The organism is Limnobacter sp. UBA7229 (assembly GCF_002473065.1).
In the GTDB taxonomy this organism is placed as follows: Bacteria; Pseudomonadota; Gammaproteobacteria; order Burkholderiales; family Burkholderiaceae_B; genus Limnobacter; species Limnobacter profundi.
Genome location: NZ_DKTN01000002.1, coordinates 1 through 14,810, shown reverse-complemented (window position 1 = coordinate 14,810; position 14,810 = coordinate 1). Strand labels below are relative to the sequence as shown.

Sequence of the window (14,810 nt, the reverse complement as noted above, 5' to 3'; positions counted from 1 at the left end):
CAGGCCTATGAAATTCAATCTACCTTTGTCCCTTCGCAAGCGCAGCAGTGCTGTTGTTTTCTCTGTAATTGCCTTGTCAGCGGGCGCGTGGGCCTTGTCCCAATCAGTTCAGCCTGTGCAGGCGGCGGCAAGCAAGTCGCAGGTTGAACGCATTACGGCAGCTGTGAATGAGTCTTTGGGGGCATCCGGTGTCAAGGTGGTATCGGTCAGCGACATCGAGTTTATCGATGGTTTGTTTGAGGTGGTGGTCAATCACAATGGCACCAAAAAAATCATTTACACCAATGCCAGTGGCAGCCATCTCATTTTGGGCGAGCTTATGGAAAGCAAATCCATGGCCAATTTGACCGAAGCCAGGCTGGACAAGCTCAATGCCATCAACTTCGAGAAAGATCTTCCATTGGGTTTGGCCTTGAAAACCGTTTACGGGACCGGCAGCCGGAAAATTGCCGTGTTTGAAGATCCCAACTGCGGTTATTGCAAACGTTTTCGCAAGGAAACTTTGACCAAACTGCAAGACACCACGGTGTACACCTACGTGTATCCAGTCCTGGGCCGCGATTCCGTCGATAAGGCGCAAAAAGTAATGTGTGCCAGTGACAAGTCCAAGATGTGGGATGACTGGATGCTGAAAGACCAATCTCCCACTGGAAACGGCAATTGCAATCCACCAATTGAAGATCTGGTCAGTTTGGGTCGGGGAATGGGCGTATCAGGTACGCCAACCGTATTTTTCCAGGATGGCACACGCGTCAGCGGTGCCATTCCTTCCGCTGACCTGAATCGCCGTATTGCAGCAGCGTCAAGGGCCAAATAAAAACTGATGCAAGGCCTTGGGGTTTTCAGCTTCCGCTTTCAGGCAGGGGCGTGCCCTTGGGCCAAATCAGCCACATTTTCAAGGGTTGGCGGGTCAGGCCAGCGGCTGTACCAGCCTCTTCACCTGTTCCCCAGAAATAGTCAGCACGTACCCGGCCCCGAATGGCGCCGCCCGTGTCTTGTGCCAAGGTGCCCTGCGCGATGGGCGCGTTGGTCACCGGGTTGCTGGATTCAATCCAGATCGGGCTGCCATAAGGTATTTTTTCACGGTCAATCGCCAGGCTGAGTTGGCCAGTCAAGGGAACACCCATGGCGCCCACGGGGCCTTCTTGTGGGCGCAGTACTTTGTTTTCCTTGAAAAACACCACGCTCGGATTGGCATTCAGCAAATCATCCAGCTTGCCGGGGTTGGCTTTTGCCCAGTTTCTGATGCCCGGAATGGTAGCCTGCGCAGCGGTCAACTCTCCGCGATCCACCAGCACTTTCCCAATGGATTTATATGGGTGGCCGTTCTGCTCGGCGTAACTCAAGCGAATCACGCTGCCGTCTGGCAAGGTCACCCGGCCTGAACCCTGCACCTGCAACAAAAATGCGTCCAGTTTGTCGTTTACCCAAACAATCGGTTTTTCACGGTCTGGTCCCAAGCGCTCCCATTCCGCCCTGTCAAAGAAAGGAACCAGCGTATTGCCCTGCAGACGGCCACGCAGACGCTTTCCTTTCAGTTCCGGGTACTGTTCGTCTAGCTTCACGGTGATCAAATCCGCGGGCACGCCGTAAAGTGGCGCATTGTATGCACCCTGTGCCTGGCGTGCACCTTTTAACAGGGGTTCAAAGTAACCGGTCAGCAAACCTTCTTTCTTGCCGTCTTCCTGCTGAAGCTGCCACACATCAAAGTTCGCCTCCATCCAGATTTGTGCTGGCAGCAGCGCATTCCCGCTCAGGTTTTGTCGGGCTTTGCGGCAAGCTTCCAGCAAACCGGTGGGGGTGGCTTTGCGTTTGGCCAAGGCATTGCCATTGACTGAGCACTGCTCTGAAAATGCCTCCAGAAAACGCCCGTGGTTGGCGGTGCTCCATCCTGGCAAGCTTGAAAAGTCAGACTTCACAAACAGAGGCAGGGCCGGTTTTTCATCTTTTTTCTCGGTCTGGGCCTGTTTTTCTCCTGCCGGGCATGAACATTCAGCCGTTTTCGGGGTCGGAGCAGTAGCGCATCCAGATAGAATCAAGGCGGCCAGCACGGTGCTGGGCCACCAACAACGGAGTGGATTGGACATGTGGTTACTCATTGCGGAAATGGTTTTGGCTTTGGGCCTGATCGTGTTCATTATGTGGTGGACGTTGAGGGCCAGGGTAGATCATCCAGTCGAAAAACCCGACGAAGAATCATCAGCACCAAGCACGCCCCCCGACAAGGATTAGTGCAGCACCCGGGGCATTGACAGCAAAAACTCGGGCACTGGCACATCAAACTGCTCGCCGCCTTCGCCCACAAAGGTGTATTTGCCTTTCATTGTACCCACCGGGGTGGGCAAGGGGCAGCCACTGGTGTACTCAAATCGCTCGCCTGGTCGCAGAGTGGGTTGCTCGCCCACCACCCCATCGCCTTTCACCTCCTGAACAATATTGTGCGCATCGGTGATAATCCAGTGGCGGCTTAACAATTGCGCAGTTCTCTCGCCCACATTTTCAATTTCAATGGTGTAGGCGAACACATAAGGGCCTTTGTCTTTGTCACTTTGCTCTTCCAGAAACTGGGTGCTGACTCGAACTTCAAACTGATACGGTGACGGGCTGCTCATGCGGTGTGGCTTGTGAATGTTGCTATAGATTTCAAGTATGACTTCAAACCCCCGATTTCACAAATCCGAAGCCGCTTGCAAAGCCTTTTCGTGGGGGTAGTTTCGTTTAAACTCTTGCTTTGATTGTCGAATTCTCCATCGAAGGCCAACCATGAACCCGTTTGTTATCGCCCCCAGTATCCTTTCTGCCGACTTTGCCCGCTTGGGCGACGAGGTGAAAAATGTGATTGCAGCTGGCGCGGACTGGGTTCACTTCGACGTGATGGACAATCATTATGTACCCAACCTCACGATTGGCCCTTTGGTTTGCGAAGCCCTGCGCCCCCACACCACCGCAATGATTGATGTCCACCTCATGGTTCGTCCTGTGGATCGAATTATTCCCGACTTTGCAAAGGCTGGCGCAAACCTCATCAGTGTTCACCCCGAAGGCACAGATCACCTCGACCGCACTTTGGGCCTGATCCGTGATTCTGGCTGTCAGGCCGGTATTGTGCTGAACCCGGCCACCCCAATTTCCTGGGTGGATCACGTCATGGACAAGCTTGACCTTGTTTTGGTGATGTCAGTGAATCCCGGTTTTGGCGGTCAAAGTTTCATCCCTCAAGCTTTGGTCAAGCTGGCCGAATTGCGCAAGCGTATTGATGCCCATGTGGCCAAGGGTGGCCAGAATATTCGTCTTGAGGTCGATGGTGGCGTAAAGCCCGACAACATAGCGCAAGTCGCGCGTGCAGGTGCCGACACCTTTGTTGCTGGCTCAGCCATTTTCGGCAAGCCCGACTACAAGGCCGTGATCGATCAAATGCGCGCCGAGCTCGCCACTACGAGATAAACAATCATGACCAAGCAAGCAGTATTGTTCGACCTGGATGGAACACTTTTACACACCGTGCCCGATCTGGCCGCCGCAGTGAACGCCATGTTGGTTGACTTGGGCAAACCTGTTTTGCCTGAGGAAACAGTGGCCGTGTATGTGGGCAAGGGCGCGGAAAACCTGGTTAACCGAAGCCTGACTGGCAGCATGACTGAAAAAGCATCACCTGACCTGTATGCACAGGCCATGGCCAACTGGCAAAACCACTACACCCATATCAACGGCAATCACTCGGTGTTTTATCCCGGCGTGAAAGAAGGGCTGGAGTTGTTGAAAAATGGGGGTTACAAGCTGGCGGTGGTGACCAACAAGCCTGAGCGTTTCACAAAACCCCTGTTGGAGCGCACCGGCATTGCCCATTACTTCGAGGTTGTGGTGGGTGGCGACACCTGCCCGGTAAAAAAACCGGACCCCATGCCTGTAACCCATGCCTGCAAGCTGCTCGGCGTTGATCCTTCGCAAGCCTTGATGATCGGCGATTCCGTGAACGATGCGCTGGCTGCCAATGCTGCAGGCGTTGAGTGCTGGCTGTTGCCCTACGGTTACAACGAAGGGCGATCTGTTCATGAAACACAGTGCGATGGCATCGTGAACACAATCGAGGAAGCTGCACAACGCCTGCTGGGCGCACGGGTACCACAATGATTTCTCAAACTGAATTCGATGAATTTGCCGCGCAAGGTTACAACCGCATCCCACTGATTGCGCGCTGTTATGCCGACCTCGATACACCTTTGTCGGTGTACTTCAAACTGGCCAACAAGCCCAACACCTTCTTGCTTGAATCGGTGGTCGGTGGCGAACGCTCGGGCCGGTATTCCTTCGTGGGTTTGCCTTCCAGCATCACAATCAAGGTGATCGAGCATACGGTGTTGGTGCAACAGCAACATGCAAACGGCACACTGGAAACGCTGGAAACATTCAACGGCGATCCGCTGCAATTCATCGAGCAATACCATGCCCGTTTCAAAGTGCCGCCGGTCAAGGGAAGCCCTCGTTTTTTTGGCGGGCTCGCCGGGTATTTCGGTTATGACACGGTGCGCTACATGGAGCCACGCCTGGAAGCCAGTCGCAAGGCGGATGACCTCGGAATTCCCGATATTTTGCTCATGTTCACCGATCGCATGGCGGTGGTGGACAACATTCAGGGCACCATTCAGCTCATCGTGTTTGTCGATCCGGCCAAGCCCAACGCCTATGAAAATGGCGTCGCTGAGGTCAAGCGGCTGATGGGTCAACTTCGTCAGCCCATCGCCATTCCTGCGTCTGGCAACAGCGAAAGCACGCCCATCGAACGCAGCATGGGCAAAGACTATTTCTTTGACATGGTTGCCAAAGCCAAGGAATACATTGCCGCTGGCGATGTGATGCAGGTGGTTCTGGGCCAAAGGCTCAGCAAGCGCTTCACGCAAGACGCGCTCATGTTGTACCGCGCCTTGCGCTCCTTGAATCCATCGCCGTATTTGTTCTACTACAACTTTGGCAGCTTTCAGGTGGTGGGTTCATCACCGGAAATTTTGGTGCGGCAAGATCAGGTCGAAGGCAAGTCTCCTTTGGTCACACTGCGCCCGATTGCCGGTACTCGCCCTCGCGGAAAAACACCACAAGAAGACGCTGCGCTGGCAGAAGAACTGTTGGCCGATCCCAAGGAAATTGCAGAGCACGTCATGTTGATCGATCTGGCCCGCAACGATGTGGGTCGCATTGCTCAAGTGGGTTCAGTGCAGGTCACCGAGAAAATGATCATTGAGCGCTATTCACATGTCATGCACATCGTCAGCAATGTTCAGGGTGATTTGAAGCCGGGCATGGGCGCTATGAACGTACTGCGCGCTACGTTCCCAGCTGGCACGCTTTCCGGTGCACCCAAGGTTCGCGCCATGGAAATTATCGACGAACTCGAGCCCACCAAACGAGGCGTTTATGGTGGTGCTTGCGGTTATCTCAGCTTCACAGGCACCATGGATGTGGCAATTGCCATTCGTACTGGGGTGGTCAAGGATCAAACTCTCTATGTTCAGGCTGGAGCTGGCGTGGTCGCCGACTCGGTTGCCGAAAGTGAATGGCTTGAAACTGAAAACAAGGCACGTGCGGTCATGCGTGCCGCTGAGCTTGTACAAGCTGGGCTGGATGGAGAGCTGTCGTGATTGTTTCTACCCGCAAGGGGGCTTGGTAGTGCTTGTGTTAACATTTTAATCAAACACGCACTTGTTCATCCCCCCTTTATTTGAAATGCAGGCCCGCCATGCTGTTGATGATCGACAACTACGACAGTTTTACCTTCAACCTAGTCCAGTACTTTGGCGAGTTGGGTCAACAGGTTCATGTTGTTCGGAACGACGCGATCACCGTCGATGAAGCGCTGGCTTTGAAACCCCGTGCCGTGTGCGTATCCCCAGGCCCTTGTTCGCCGGCGCAGGCTGGCGTGTCGATTGAAATTATTCAGCGCATGGCCGGTGTGGTGCCGCTTTTGGGCGTGTGTCTTGGGCATCAGGCCATTGGCGAGGCTTTTGGTGGCAAGGTTGTGCGTGCAAAAACCATCATGCACGGAAAAACATCACCGATTCATCACAGCAACGTGGGTGTTTTCGAGGGTTTGCCCAATCCACTCACATGCATTCGTTATCATTCACTTGCCATTGAGCGGGCAAGCCTGCCCGACTGTCTCGAAATCACGGCAGAAACGGCGGACGGTGAAATTATGGGTGTGCGACACAAAACACTGGATATTGAAGGGGTTCAGTTTCACCCCGAGTCTATTTTGAGTGATCGCGGTCATGACCTTCTGAAGAATTTTTTAAAGCGCGTCAAATCGCCTACGGCCGCCTGATTTCCCAAGCGCTTAATGAATCCAACTTTTTTAATTTCAAACGTCATGTCGCAACCCTTTAATTACTCCGCAACATTGAACCAGCTGCTTGCCGGGCAAGATTTGTCGCACGAACTCACACGTGCTGCATTTCAGCAATTGTTGAGTGGCGGTCTAAGCACAGCGCAAATCGCTGGCTTGCTGGTGGGTTTGCGGGTCAAAGGCGAAACAGCAGAGGAAGTGGCCGCGGCTGCGCAGGTGATGCGAGATCTGGTAACACCGGTTGAATTGCCCGCTGGTGTCGAGGTTGTTGACTTGTGCGGCACCGGTGGCGATGGTGCACAAACATTCAACATTTCAACAGCCTGTATGTTTGTGCTGGCTGGTGCTGGTGCAAAAGTGGGCAAGCATGGTGGTCGCAGCGTGTCCTCGAATTCCGGCAGCGCCGATGTGCTTGAATTGCTGGGTGCCAACATCAATCTGAAACCAGAACAGGTTGCACAGTCGATCGATCAGGTCGGCATCGGGTTCATGTTTGCCCCAAATCATCACAGCGCCATGCGTTTTGCAGGTCCAGTCCGCAAAGAATTGGGTGTGCGCACTGTGTTCAATATTCTGGGTCCGCTTACCAATCCCGCCAATGCCAAGAGACAGGTCATGGGTGTGTACAGCGCCAATTTACTGGAATTGCAGGTTGAAGTGCTTCGGCGATTGGGTTCGGTTCAAGCGCTGATTGTTCATGGTGAAAATGGCATGGATGAATTGTGTATCGAATGCGACTCAAATATTGCGGAGCTGCGTGATGGTGAAATCAGGCACTACAGCATCAAACCCGAAGATTTCGGCCTCACTCGTGCCTCACATGGCAGCTTGCATGCCGGTTCTGTTCAAGAGTCTCGCGACAAAATTTTCCATGCATTGAACGGCAAGGGTGGTGCCATCGGTGACATCGTGTTGCTCAATAGCGCAGCAGGCCTGTATACAGCAGGAGTCGCTAGCAGCCTGAAGGAGGGCATCGATATCGCCCGCGCAACAGTATCCAGTGGAGCAGCGATACGCAAACTCAATGAATTCGTCGACTTTACCAAGTCGATTGAGCAATGAAACAAGGCAGCATCATGAGCGACATTCTTGACCAAATTCTCGCCACAAAACGCCAAGAGATTGCGCAGGGCAAACAGGTATTGTCTGAAGTGCAATGGTTGACCAAAGCCGCGCGGCTGGCGCCGACGCGGGGTTTCGCCAACGCCATGAAAACGGCAGTGGCCAAAGGTTTGCCCGCTGTGATTGCAGAGGTAAAACGTGCCAGCCCCAGCAAAGGTATTTTGCGCGAACCCTTCGACCCCGTTGAAATTGCGAAAAGTTACGCCGAGCATGGTGCAACCTGCCTGTCAGTTCTCACCGATATTCAATACTTCAAAGGCGCGCCCCAGTACCTTGACATGGCCCGCGAAGCCAGCGGCCTGCCTTGCATCCGAAAAGATTTCATCATCGACACCTATCAGGTTGTGCAAGCCCGTGGTTTGGGTGCTGACGCCATCTTGTTGATTGTTTCGGCCTTGCAGCTGCCTCAACTGCTGGAACTCGAGCAGTGCGCCAATGAACTGGGTATGGATGTGCTGGTGGAAGTGCACGACGCACCAGAAATGGACATCGCTTTGCAGTTGAAAACACCTTTAATCGGCGTGAACAACCGCAATTTGCGAACCTTCGAAACCTCATTGCAAACCACGCTCGACCTAAAGGGCAGGGTGGGCCCTGAACATTTGTTGATTACCGAGAGTGGCATAGCCACCCGTGAAGATGTGGCATTGATGAGATCAAACGACGTCCATGCGTTCTTGGTAGGCGAGGCGTTCATGAGAGCACCCTCGCCAGGTCAGGCATTGGCCGATCTTTTTTATTAAAGCCATGGAGCAGGAACAGTATCGCCCTCAATCTGTTCCAGTTTCTGGATCGTCCATTCATTGGACGCCGGTTTGCCTGCCACCAACTTAAATTCCAGCAATCGCTCCGCTCGAAATGCAACTGCCCGCAGTTCAGCGCCTGGCTTGCTTGCTGCCAACAGCCGTTTGTAGTGCGTTTCGGTCAGTTTTTTTTCGCCCAAAGCCACCAGTAAATCGCCTGCTGAAATTCCGCTTGCATGCGCTGGGCTGCCGTTGATCACCTGTTTTACCAACATGCCTTCGGCTTTGAATTGGCCGTGTAAGCCGAGGTAAATCTGCTCATCATTTTGGGTTTGGTTGAGTGTAAAACCATAAGCCTTTAACGCATCGCCCACTGGCAGCTCTTCCGTGCTCTGTGTCCATTGCGAAATTTCCTGTCCAAGGTCAACTCCGGTGGCTTCAAGCACCAAACCTGGAAATTCGTTTTCCTGTAATCCCTCTCCGCTCAATCCCTTTCTTTGCCACATCAATCGCATCACATCGTCCAGGCATTTTTGTCCGCCGGTTTGCCGTCGAAGTGCGGAATCAATACACAAAGCCACCAGCGCGCCTTTGGTGTAATAACTCACAATGGCGTTGGGTGCGTTTTCGTCCTGCCGGTAGTATTTGGTCCAGGCATCGAAAGAACTGTCGGCCACGCTTTGGTTCAAGCGGCCAGGTCCCTTCATCACCTGCGCAATGTTTCTACCCACGCTTTTCAGGTAAGCCTCTTCACTCAATTTGCCGGCGCGTGCCAGCATCACATCGTCGTAATAGGAAGTGAAGCCTTCAAAAATCCAAAGTAGTCGAGTGTAGTTTTCCCGGGTCAAGTCGTAGGGAACAAATGCGGTTGGCTTCATCCGCTTCACGTTCCAGGAATGAAAGTACTCATGACTGCAAAGCCCCAAAAAGCCTTCGTACCCTTTGGGCGCTTTTTCAACGCCGCGTTGTGGCAACTCTCCCGCGTTAAAAAGCAGGGCGGTGCTGTTTCTGTGTTCCAGTCCACCATAGCCGTTGTCGGTCGCATGCAGCATAAACACATAGCGTTCAAATGGCGCTTGCCTGGTTTCTGGCTCGAACAGGGCAATTTGCGCTTCGCACACCGGTTTCATGTCATTGCAAATGCGCTGCAAGTCCAGGTCTGTATCGGCGCCATACACGGCGAATACATGTTCAACGCCGAAGGCCAAGAAACTTTCAACCTGCAATTCACCCATTTCCACTGGGTGATCAATCAAGCTGTCAAAGTCGTTCGCCTTAAACCTGACTGAGCCTCCCGCCCGCAACACCGGGCAACCATGACGGTCTTTCAATGTGCCTGGCTGGCTGGGCAAACCACAGGCAATTAGCCAATCCCGCAAATACTCCCCAGGTCTTGAAATGGTTAATTCAACTGCTTCTTGTTCAAATCCCTTTGGGCACAAAAACAAGCTGGTCCCGTTGAAAAAACCATGAGTATCATCCAGGTGTGCACCGCGCACTGACAAATCCCAGGCGTACACTCGCCATTCGCACTGAATTAACAGTGATTGCGAAGCCGGCACAAGTTGCGCGGCATCCACGTGAACACGCCAAATGTCCTTTTTTTTCCGGCTGCAAGCAGTTTCAACCGATCCCACACTCGCTCGCACATACAGCACGTTTCGGGAAAATTCCCGAATCAGGTAGCTACCCGGAATCCAGGTGGGCAAGCTCAAATCAATCCAGCGCTTGTCCTCAGGGCCTTGCAGTTGTTGCGGTGCAATTTCGAATTGCAGCTGAACATCGAAATAGTGGCCTTTCGGGTCTGCCACCGTGATTTGGTAATGCAACATGTCAATTGTCTGTAGATTAAATTTTGATCAACACTCGGCCAGTGTTTGTTCCCGCCATAATTTCCGCGGCAGCCTCAATCGCGCCCTCCAATGAAAGGGTGCGGGTCAAATCATTCAGCTTGTTCAAATCGAGGTCTGAAGCCAGTCTGCGCCATGCCTCTTCACGTACCGCAAGCGGCGCCATCACTGAATCAATACCTTTCAAGGCAACACCTCTCAAAATGAACGGCGCCACCGAAGAGGGCAAATCCATGCCTTGAGCCAACCCACAAGCGGTCACTGTGCCGCCGTATTTTGTTTGTGCACAAGCATTGGCCAAAGTGTGCGAACCAACACAGTCCACTACACCAGCCCAGCGCTCCCGTTGCAAGGATTTCCCGGGTTCACTCAGCAACTTGCGGTCCAATACCTCGCTGGCACCCAAGCCCTTCAGAAACTCGGCTTGCTCAGGTTTTCCACTGGTGGCAACAACGGTGTATCCAAGCTTGTTCAACAGCACAATAGCAATGCTGCCGACACCACCGGTCGCACCCGTCACCAAAACTTCTCCATTCTCCGGTTTCACACCGCTTTTCTCCAGGCCCAGCACACACAACATAGCCGTGTAGCCCGCAGTGCCAATTGCCATCGCCTGCGCCGCACTCAGGCCCTCGGGGCGTTTGATCAGCCAGTCACCTTTCAATTTGGCTTTTTCTGCCAAGCAGCCCCAATGCGTTTCACCCACACCGAACCCATTCAGAATCACTTCATCTCCAGGCTTGAACCCTGAGTGGGCGCTTTCCAGAACAGTACCCGCGCCGTCAATACCCGCCACCATGGGCCACTGGCGCACCACGGGCGACTTGTTGCAAATAGCCAGGCCGTCTTTGTAATTGAGCGTAGAGTGGGAAATTTGAACCAGCACATCGCCAGATCCAGGTAGCTGACTCTCGTCCAGCTCTTGAACACTGGCCTTGAATTCGCCTTGTTCGTTTTTCTGAAGAAATACAGCCTTGAACATACTTTTTCCATCCTTGCTTCTGATCAGTCTTGATTCAAGACTACACCATTAGGCAAAGCAGGCGGTCACCAGCAATCCAAGAATTGCACCCAAAGTCAGGTGGTTTCTCAAGCGCAGGTAAGCATCAAACGCTTTCATGGGTTTTAAAAAGCGCTGGTCAACTAGCCACACCAAAACCAGAATCAGTACAAGAATCCACAGGGTGAACTGGGGTGGTGAAAATGCGCCTGCCAACCAGGCCAACAGCGAGGGCGTCACACCCCAGATAAAACTTCGAGTTTCAAATTCCGCTTGGTCCAACCCTGCTAGGTAAGTGGCTTGGTCCTGGCTACTCAGCGAAATGGCCAATCCCCAATGCACAGCACCCAGAAACGAAACAATGCACAAGGCATAAATCAGGTTGTAGTTGGCCAGTTGGTCGGCAGTCTCCGTGCCGGTGTAAATCCCGGTCAGTACGGCCAAACCCAAAAAAGGAATCAAGCCTGCGTAACCAAGAACATTCATCCAGTGCGTTTTCAATGCCTGTGCCATTTGTCAATCCACCAAAATGCCGCCATGTATCGCCTCTTCTAGGCTACCTGCCATCAAGGTGGCTTCTCTGTAAAAGCGCGAAAAACTCTGTTGAAAGCGGGTCGGGTTTGGTAGGAGCTTGTCCTCTAGCGCCCATCGCACCGGAAAGCATCGCCCCATCATCAAGTAGCCTGAATTCAATGTTTCTCTTAATTCAAACTCGGCACCGGTTTTAATAAAGCTGGCCAACATGCTTGTGCAGTGTCCAATGTCATCCGTGTTTACAACCCAGATCTGGTCGCAGCCCGTTTCCATGGCGTTCAACACAAAATCCCATCGCTGTTTATTCCACGGGTGCGCTTTGTGAAACGCACAGTCAATCAGTCCCACGCGCAACTCCCCGTTTTGCGTCAAATCAAAACAAGCTTTCAGATCCCAAGGGTGAACCAAATTGATCTTCTTGAAGTTGCTCATCAGTGCGCTGCACGAGTCAACACCAGCCTGCTGGCGAAGATCCACCGTCTTGCGCTTTAGCGTGTCGCTCAATAGCTCAAGATCGAAGCGGTGGCTAGTCGGCTCAGCGACTCCAACGGGTGGCGCATTTCTCTCGCGCCCCACATCGCGCTTGCTCCGAGCGATCGATTCAAGGTCTTCATAGTCGGTGTCGATCGCAGTGTCACTACAATCCCATTTTTGCGCGTATTTCTTTACATTGTCCGCGTTGAACACGTAAGGCTTGTGGCTGAACGTGCCAGCCACCCACTGCCAGCTCAAATGGTTGGAAGCCAGGTCCCCATCCAGCAAATGGGTATACATCCAGTCAGCGCCCACTTTCCAGTGCACCTTGCGCATGTGTACTACGTACGAGGCAATCCACATCCGCACATGGTTGTGCAAATAGCCAGTCTCGTAAAGCAAGGCCACTCCGGCATCAATTGCTTCAACCCCGGTTCGGCCTTCCCGGATATCGTCCGGCAATTGTTGGTTATACCTGCCTGACCAAACGGGTCTGCGTACATCACTCAGAATCCCATTGCCTAATTCAGCATGCGCATGTTTGAAGAACTCTCGCCAAGCGAATTCAAAAATCAGCTTGTCCTCAAAACTCAGGCGATATTTCTCCATCAGCACTTGGGTGGCCTCCCGAACGCTCAAGTAACCATGGGTAATCCATGGCGACAGGCCGGTCACTGCTCCGTCCAGAAAATTTCGGGTGCGACTGTAAAGTGTCGGGTCTACCTTTGCCAATGCATCCAATGCGGCATGGCGGCTCGGTTCAAATTTGTTGGGTGTCTGGTACTGCATGGCTAGCCCTTCTGTCAATCGGATGGGGTTTACTTCACAAGAGGGCGGATATTTCGGAATCCCCCATCGATATTCAATACGGCGCCGGTCATCCTGCTAGAGCCCTCGCTCAGCAGCCAATGCATCGCTTGTGCAACTTCAGCTGGGGTGTTGACGCCCTGGAGTGGGTATTGCTTGGCACTTGCTGCCCGCATCATGTCACTTTTCAGGAACGCCGAAGCAATGGGTGAGTCGGTCAAACCCGGTGCAACCACATTAATCCGAATATTGTCAGCCGCATGTGTGGCAGCTGCTGATTTGGCCAGGCCTTCAACGCCAGCCTTCGCCGCTGCAATCGCCTCGTGATTGGGTACACCGATCCCCGTTGCACAGGTCGACACCAGCACTGCTGAGCCACCTACACCTTGAGCCTTCGCTTGTTTCAAAAACGCCCTCAAGCCGTACATGGCCGAAAGCAGGTTGACCTGCATGACGCTGTCAAGTTGAGCGTCGCTGGTTTTAACGAGTGGAGCCACCAAAATGGAACCCACGCAATGTGCGTAGCCATCAACATGCCGGCCTTCTGCAACCACAGCCTGAAAAGCCGCGTCCACTGAACTGGAGTCACAGGCCAGAACTTCTACTATATGTACGCCCGACGTGCTGCCGTACAGGGCCTCAAGTACCGCAGTGTTTCGTCCCGCAGCAATCACCTCCTGGCCCGAATTCACGCACAACTGAATCAATTCCTGGGCGATTGCACTGTTGGCGCCCATTACAAATATGCACTTTGTCATTCTTTACTGCCTGTTTTGTCCAAAGTGCCCCTATTTTGTCCTAGACAGAAAATAAAGTCACGTCTTCCTTCAAAACTCTTTTCAGTCGTCAATTCCTCGAATTTGAACGGTTAGACTTTCTCCATCCCTATTAATTAATAAGCAGGAGACTGAACATGACCTATGAAACCATCCTTGTAGAAACCCTCGGCAAGGTGGGCTTGGTGCGCTTGAACCGCCCCCAAGTGCTGAATGCGCTGAACGACCAGTTGATGACGGAGTTGGGCCAGGCTTTGATGGACTTCGATTCCGATGACAACATCGGTGCCATGGTCATCACTGGCAACGACAAGGCCTTTGCAGCTGGGGCCGACATTGGCGCCATGGCCACATTTACTTACATGGATGTCTATAAAAGCGAATACATCACTCGCAACTGGGAAACCATCCGCAACATTCGTAAACCGGTGATTGCCGCTGTCCGGGGTTTTGCTTTGGGCGGTGGTTGCGAGTTGGCAATGATGACCGATTTCATTATTTGTGCCGACACTGCCAAATTTGGTCAACCTGAAATCAAGCTCGGCATTATTCCAGGCGCTGGCGGCACTCAGCGTTTGCCCCGTGCAATCAGCAAAGCCAAAGCCATGGACCTCTGTTTGACTGGTCGCCTCATGGATGCCGCAGAAGCCGAGCGTGCAGGCCTGGTTTCCCGTGTCGTCCCCGCTGACAAGTGCCTGGACGAGGCCATTGAGGCGGCCACGGTGATTGCCGCCTATTCAAATCCCTCTGTAATGATGGCCAAGGAAAGCATCAATCGGGCATTTGAAGGGTCTTTGTCCGAAGGAATGCTTTTTGAGCGCCGCATGTTCCACAGTTTGTTTGCTACTGAAGATCAAAAAGAGGGCATGGCGGCCTTCGTTGAGAAGCGGAAGCCCGACTTCAAGAACAAATAAGACCGAATTTTCCAAATTAATTTGAATTAAATTGGAATTAAATGGGTTCAAAGCTCTTTTTAAAGGGCTTGGGAGTCAAAAAAATGAAATATTTTCAGGGCTCCTTCTGGAGCCTGTTTTTTGTGCAACTCTGAAAAAAATCCTTGTGCTTCAGAGGCTTGTTTTCGTCGTCTTGTGGGGTGGTTGGAACACACTTTTGCTGTGTTGCAGAAAAATACAAATTTCTTCGCAAAAGTGTTTGACAGGTGGAAAG

The 14,810-nt window shown here is 52.7% G+C and carries 17 protein-coding genes; 9 read left to right on the top strand and 8 right to left on the bottom strand.

Annotated features, from left to right (window positions below):
* The first annotated feature begins 7 nt into the window (after window positions 1-7).
* Window positions 8-817, top strand: a complete 810-nt coding sequence (locus B4C79_RS00270) for a DsbC family protein (RefSeq protein WP_105027308.1) — start codon at window positions 8-10, stop codon at window positions 815-817.
* Window positions 818-842: 25 nt separating this feature from the next.
* On the opposite strand, the gene B4C79_RS00265 is transcribed toward B4C79_RS00270, so the two are convergent.
* Entirely contained in the window at window positions 843-2,087 is a 1,245-nt protein-coding gene (locus B4C79_RS00265; RefSeq protein ID WP_168426808.1) for a murein transglycosylase A, read from the bottom strand.
* On the opposite strand from B4C79_RS00265, the gene B4C79_RS00260 reads away from it, so the two are divergent.
* Window positions 2,086-2,232, top strand: coding sequence for a hypothetical protein (locus tag B4C79_RS00260; protein WP_168426807.1), 147 nt, complete (start codon window positions 2,086-2,088; stop codon window positions 2,230-2,232). The two genes, B4C79_RS00265 and B4C79_RS00260, sit on opposite strands and share 2 nt — an antisense overlap.
* On the opposite strand, the gene apaG is transcribed toward B4C79_RS00260, so the two are convergent.
* Window positions 2,229-2,612 carry a Co2+/Mg2+ efflux protein ApaG gene (apaG, locus tag B4C79_RS00255; RefSeq protein WP_105027306.1) on the bottom strand — a complete coding sequence of 128 codons (384 nt, stop codon included), beginning with the start codon at window positions 2,610-2,612 and terminating at the stop codon, window positions 2,229-2,231. The two genes, B4C79_RS00260 and apaG, sit on opposite strands and share 4 nt — an antisense overlap.
* Window positions 2,613-2,763: 151 nt before the next feature.
* On the opposite strand from apaG, the gene rpe reads away from it, so the two are divergent.
* The 6 genes from rpe (at window position 2,764) to trpC (ending at window position 8,202) form a co-directional block, all read left to right on the top strand.
* Entirely contained in the window at window positions 2,764-3,444 is a 681-nt protein-coding gene (rpe, locus tag B4C79_RS00250) for a ribulose-phosphate 3-epimerase (protein ID WP_291739959.1), read from the top strand.
* 6 nt (window positions 3,445-3,450) lie between these two features.
* The gene (locus B4C79_RS00245; RefSeq protein WP_291739957.1) at window positions 3,451-4,131 is read left to right on the top strand and encodes a phosphoglycolate phosphatase; all 681 of its coding nucleotides are present in this window, start codon (window positions 3,451-3,453) and stop codon (window positions 4,129-4,131) included.
* Complete coding sequence (gene trpE, locus B4C79_RS00240) at window positions 4,131-5,633, top strand: anthranilate synthase component I (protein ID WP_171101538.1); 1,503 nt, start codon at window positions 4,131-4,133, stop codon at window positions 5,631-5,633. The genes B4C79_RS00245 and trpE overlap by 1 nt, the downstream gene beginning before the upstream one ends.
* Before the next feature lie 98 nt (window positions 5,634-5,731).
* Window positions 5,732-6,316 carry an aminodeoxychorismate/anthranilate synthase component II gene (locus B4C79_RS00235; protein WP_171100633.1) on the top strand — a complete coding sequence of 195 codons (585 nt, stop codon included), beginning with the start codon at window positions 5,732-5,734 and terminating at the stop codon, window positions 6,314-6,316.
* A 45-nt stretch (window positions 6,317-6,361) separates the two neighbouring features.
* Window positions 6,362-7,399 (top strand): anthranilate phosphoribosyltransferase, encoded by a 1,038-nt coding sequence (gene trpD / locus B4C79_RS00230; protein WP_291739955.1) that lies wholly within the window; start codon window positions 6,362-6,364, stop codon window positions 7,397-7,399.
* Window positions 7,400-7,413: 14 nt separating this feature from the next.
* The gene (gene trpC, locus B4C79_RS00225; RefSeq protein WP_291739966.1) at window positions 7,414-8,202 is read left to right on the top strand and encodes an indole-3-glycerol phosphate synthase TrpC; all 789 of its coding nucleotides are present in this window, start codon (window positions 7,414-7,416) and stop codon (window positions 8,200-8,202) included.
* Here trpC and B4C79_RS00220 read toward each other — a convergent pair.
* Genes B4C79_RS00220 through B4C79_RS00200 form a run of 5 tightly spaced genes read right to left on the bottom strand, consistent with a single transcriptional unit; the run spans window position 8,199 to window position 13,625 of the window.
* Window positions 8,199-10,034: a M61 family metallopeptidase gene (locus tag B4C79_RS00220; protein WP_291739954.1), complete on the bottom strand. Its 1,836-nt coding sequence runs from the start codon at window positions 10,032-10,034 to the stop codon at window positions 8,199-8,201. The two genes, trpC and B4C79_RS00220, sit on opposite strands and share 4 nt — an antisense overlap.
* Window positions 10,035-10,050: 16 nt before the next feature.
* Window positions 10,051-11,034: an MDR family oxidoreductase gene (locus tag B4C79_RS00215; protein ID WP_291739952.1), complete on the bottom strand. Its 984-nt coding sequence runs from the start codon at window positions 11,032-11,034 to the stop codon at window positions 10,051-10,053.
* 48 nt (window positions 11,035-11,082) lie between these two features.
* On the bottom strand, window positions 11,083-11,565 hold the full coding sequence (locus B4C79_RS00210) for a DUF3429 domain-containing protein (RefSeq protein WP_171100626.1): 483 nt from the start codon (window positions 11,563-11,565) through the stop codon (window positions 11,083-11,085).
* Window positions 11,566-11,568: 3 nt separating this feature from the next.
* Complete coding sequence (locus B4C79_RS00205; RefSeq protein ID WP_291751204.1) at window positions 11,569-12,849, bottom strand: FAD-binding domain-containing protein; 1,281 nt, start codon at window positions 12,847-12,849, stop codon at window positions 11,569-11,571.
* A gap of 29 nt (window positions 12,850-12,878) precedes the next feature.
* Complete coding sequence (locus B4C79_RS00200; RefSeq protein ID WP_291741849.1) at window positions 12,879-13,625, bottom strand: SDR family NAD(P)-dependent oxidoreductase; 747 nt, start codon at window positions 13,623-13,625, stop codon at window positions 12,879-12,881.
* Between the two features lie 155 nt (window positions 13,626-13,780).
* Here B4C79_RS00200 and B4C79_RS00195 point away from each other — a divergent pair, with 155 nt between their 5' ends.
* The gene (locus tag B4C79_RS00195) at window positions 13,781-14,557 is read left to right on the top strand and encodes an enoyl-CoA hydratase (protein WP_171100619.1); all 777 of its coding nucleotides are present in this window, start codon (window positions 13,781-13,783) and stop codon (window positions 14,555-14,557) included.
* A 59-nt stretch (window positions 14,558-14,616) separates the two neighbouring features.
* Here the strand turns inward: B4C79_RS00195 and B4C79_RS00190 are convergent.
* Window positions 14,617-14,810 (bottom strand): hypothetical protein (locus tag B4C79_RS00190; protein ID WP_291762175.1); only part of this gene is annotated, 194 nt, incomplete at its 5' end.